General features: G+C 66.6%; 5 protein-coding genes and 1 pseudogene. All 6 read right to left on the bottom strand.

The window, feature by feature from the left end; genetic code table 11:
- The coding region (locus ACLEQD_RS38740) for an FHA domain-containing protein (protein ID WP_410390898.1) at positions 1-401 on the bottom strand (401 nt) is incomplete at its 3' end.
- 73 nt (positions 402-474) lie between these two features.
- Positions 475-1,365, bottom strand: coding sequence for a type II secretion system F family protein (locus tag ACLEQD_RS38735; protein WP_410390896.1), 891 nt, complete (start codon positions 1,363-1,365; stop codon positions 475-477).
- Between the two features lie 13 nt (positions 1,366-1,378).
- The gene (locus ACLEQD_RS38730; protein ID WP_206793217.1) at positions 1,379-2,224 is read right to left on the bottom strand and encodes a type II secretion system F family protein; all 846 of its coding nucleotides are present in this window, start codon (positions 2,222-2,224) and stop codon (positions 1,379-1,381) included.
- A 74-nt stretch (positions 2,225-2,298) separates the two neighbouring features.
- Positions 2,299-3,117, bottom strand: coding sequence for a Flp pilus assembly protein CpaB (cpaB, locus tag ACLEQD_RS38725; RefSeq protein ID WP_410390894.1), 819 nt, complete (start codon positions 3,115-3,117; stop codon positions 2,299-2,301).
- Between the two features lie 237 nt (positions 3,118-3,354).
- A complete protein-coding gene (locus ACLEQD_RS38720) occupies positions 3,355-3,594 on the bottom strand; it encodes a hypothetical protein (protein WP_171421127.1) in 240 nt (79 codons plus the stop codon).
- A 72-nt stretch (positions 3,595-3,666) separates the two neighbouring features.
- A pseudogene (locus ACLEQD_RS38715) lies at positions 3,667-3,856 on the bottom strand (hypothetical protein); the annotation flags it as partial.

The raw sequence follows: 3,856 nt of genomic DNA, 5'->3' as shown, positions 1-3,856 counted from the left end.
CCGGGGCGCGGCAGGGACGCGGGCCGCGCCATCGCGGGCATCGACGGCTGGTAGCTCGTGGGCGCCGCTTCGATCTCCGCGAGCGAGGCCTGCTCCACGCCCTGCGGCGACACCCGCGCGTGCGGCGGCGCGAGCGCGCGCCGGATGGGCCGGGTGACGTCGTCGTCATCCTCCGGCGCCACCCAGACGAACGTGAACTCCACCGGACCGACGGTGATGCGGTCGCCGTCGCGCAGCTGCTTCTCGCCGCCCAGCGGCTGGCCGTTCAGCTGCGTGCCGTTCGCGCTGCCGACGTCCTCGGCGAAGTAGCGCCCATCCCGGGCCGTGATGCGGGCATGACGCCGGGAGACACCGTGGTCATGCAGCACCAGGTCGTTCTCCGAGGTCCGGCCGATCTTCACCTCGGCCTGCTCGAAGGCGAGCTCCCGTCCGACCTGGAGCCCCTGGGTGATGGTGAGCAGGATGGGCAGAGGACTAGCCCCCGACGTTGCCGAACATGAACTGGAACACGATGGGCCCGAAGAGCACCATGAACACCGTCGGGAAGATGCAGGCGATGAGCGGGAACAACATCTTCACCGGGGCCTCACCCGCCAGCTTCTCCGCGCGCTGCGTGCGGTCGATGCGCATCTGCGTGGACTGGATGCGCAGCACCTTGCCCAGGCTCGTGCCCATCTTGTCCGCCTGGATCAGCGCCGTGACGAACGTCGTCAGGGACGGCAGGTCCACGCGCACGATCATGCTCTTGAGACCCTCTTCGCGCGTCTTGCCCATCTTGAGCTGCTTGAGCACCAGCTGCAGCTCCTCACGCAGCGGACCCTGGCGGCCCTTCTCCACCACCTTCGCCAGCGCGCCCGTGAAGTCCATGCCCGCTTCCACCGACAGCGTCAGCAGGTCCAGGTTGTACGGAAGCGCGCGGCTGATGGCCAGGTGACGGCGCTTCACCTGGTCGTTCAACCAGATGAGCGGATAGAACAGGCCCAGCAGCATCACCAGCAGCGACCACGCCAGGTTCATCCCGATGCCGTTGACCACGAACAGGCCGGCCAGCAGGGCGAAGAAGGCGCTGATCTCCTGCAGCGCCATGATGTCCTCGGGCTTGTACTGCGACGGCTCGCCCGCCTTGATGAGCTTGCGGCGCGTCTTGGACTCGTAGCCCGGCCACATGAAGCGCCGGTTCATCGCGCCCAGCTTGCGGATGGCGACGGAGCCCGCGCCCTTCACGCCGCCCGCGGACTCGTCCCGGACTTCCGACAGGAAGCGCTCCAGGACGTTGGAGTACAGGCCGATGCCCAGGAACGCCACCGCGCCCGCGGTCAGCAGTGCCGAGCTGCCCATCAGCAGAACTGTCAGGACTTCCTGCACGGTGCGCCCCGTTTCAGATGTCGATGTTGACGATGCGCCGGATGATGAGGATGCCCATGATCTCCATGATGGCGATCAGGGTCACCAGGATGTAGCCGAAGATGTGGTTCATCATCGGCTCCATCAGGTCCGGACGCATGTAGTTGAGCACCATGCCCAGGACCGCCGGCATGGCCGCGACGATCCACCCCTGGAGCTTGCCCTGGGACGTCAGCGCGTCGATCTTGCCTTCCAGCCGGAAGCGCTCGCGGATCACCGTGGAGATGGTCTCGAACATCTCCGCCATGTTGCCGCCCAGCTGGCGCGCGATGTTGGTGGACACCACCACCAGCTCCAGGTCGTCGCTGCCCACGCGGCGGCCCATGTTGACGAGCGCCTCCTCCAGGGGCACGCCCAGCTTCACTTCCTTCACGAAGAGGCCGAACTCCTGGGACAGGGGCGGCATCGCCTCGCGCGCCACGTGCTCGATGGCCTGGGGGAACGTGAGGCCCGCCTTGAACGCGTTGGCCATGGCCTGCAGCGCGTCCACCAGCTGCACGTTGAACTTCTTGATGCGGCGCTTGCGGTAGTGCTTCACGAGCAGCATCGGCAGGAAGAAGCCGAAGATGGTCGCCAGCACCGCCAGGATGGGGTTGAAGATGATGTAGCTGAGGATGCCCAGGAGGCACATGCAGGCGATGTTGAGGATCAACATCTGCCGCGCGTCGATGAAGAGGAACATGTCGCTCAAGTCGTTCATCGACTTGGCGACGTACCGCTCCTGGTACTGCTCGTACGCCTTCGACAGGACGCTGAAGATCACCAGGCTGAAGAAGAACACCGAGCCGGTGACGAGGAGGAGGACGATACCTGCGAGCATGGGCGCGAATCCCCGGGGGATGAGGGAGGGGTCGGCAGGGCCGCTTCAGCCTGGAAGCGGCCCGCGCGCGACGACTACGGGGAGCCGGCCGAGGCCTTCTCGCCGCTGCCACCGCCCTTGATGATCTGGATGATCTCCCGGCGCTTCTGCTCCAGCACGCGGGTGCGCTCGCCGGACAGCAGCGTGCTGATGGTGGCGCGGCCGCGCTCCTCGATGAGGTCCACGTCGTCCTCGTTGCGCAGCGACAGCGTCAGCTGCCCCAGCTCCGCCGCCAGCACCAGGATCTCCGCCTCTTCCGGCAGCACCATCAGCGAGACGTTGTTGTACTCGCGCTGGTTCTCCGGGATGAGGTTGATGTTCGTGGTGCCGGTGATCTTGCCCGTGGCGACCACGATGATGTTCTGCAGCAGCGTCACGGCGACGCTCTCATCCGTCTGCGGATCGCGGAACGTGCCGATGATGTCCACGTGATCGTTGGGGCGGATCCACCCGCCCACGGACGTGGTCTGCTTCGCCTCGATGGTGATGGCGCGCGCCTTCTTCTGCACCTTCGTGGACAGGCGCTCGGCGGCCTTCGTCGTCTCGAACTGGCTCCAGAGGATGGGGTCGCCGGCCTGCAGCGCCACCAGCACCTTCTGGTTCACGATGTAGTTGGCGGAGTCCGGCTTCACCACCGACGAGGTGACGAACTGCTCCGGCACGGAGCGCTGGGAGATCATCTCGTACGTGATGACCGAACCCTCGGGCATGTCCTGGCCCGCCACCACCACGGGCACCAGGTTCCACCCGCGACGCACATCCGATTCCTTCTTCTTGATGGCCGAGTAGGCCACGATGCCGGCGAGCAAACCGAGCACCAGTGCGACGACGAGCGGGGTCTTACCCTTCAACATGGTTCTAGGTCCTCCAGAACGGTGGGGCGCCGTCGTGGCGGCAGGACAGCTTTGGACGAGGGGGCGATGCCAGGGCGCGAACGGGGCAAGATGTTAGCCATGCCCCAGAGCGGGTGTCAAAACCACCTCTCGTGACAAAGCGGAATCCCGGGACACCCGGGGCTCGCGGCGCCTGTCCGCCCGGCAGGGAGGACGGCACGACACACGGGCCTGATCCGCGGCCTTCTTCCGTCCCGTTCAGGGGAACGGCAGGTTCAGCACGAAGTAGAACGAGTCGTAATAAATCTGGTACGCCTCGAGGAACAGGTCGATGACGTTGGTCTGCTTGTCCTCGTTCCAGCGGATCTTCACCGTGGCGCCGATGACGAGCCCGACGATCAACACCCAGTTGATCATCGAGTACTCCACCATGGCCTGGCCACGGCGGATCCGGCGGGGCGGCGACTTCCGGGGGCTGTTCACGGGGGGAGCGTGCACGTCCGACCTCATGGCCCCATTATCCAGGACCCGGGCCGCCGACGCATCGGTCATGTGGACTGCCCCCCTCCCCTACTGCGCGGGCGTGGAGGGGGCGGCCTTGGCGGGAGGCGAGGCCTGACGCAGGCGGCGCTGGGCCAGCTGGGCCGCGCTGGAGCCGGGGGCCTCGGTGATGATCTGCCCGCAGACGGTGGCGGCTTCCTGGCTCCGGCCCTGGACGGACTCCGACTCGCAGAGCCGTGAGAGCAGGGCCAGCCGCTCG

Origin of the sequence: Corallococcus sp. 4LFB (genome assembly GCF_046520365.1) — a bacterium.
GTDB lineage: Bacteria > Myxococcota > Myxococcia > Myxococcales > Myxococcaceae > Corallococcus > Corallococcus caeni.
This window is presented reverse-complemented; position numbering and strand designations above follow the sequence as displayed.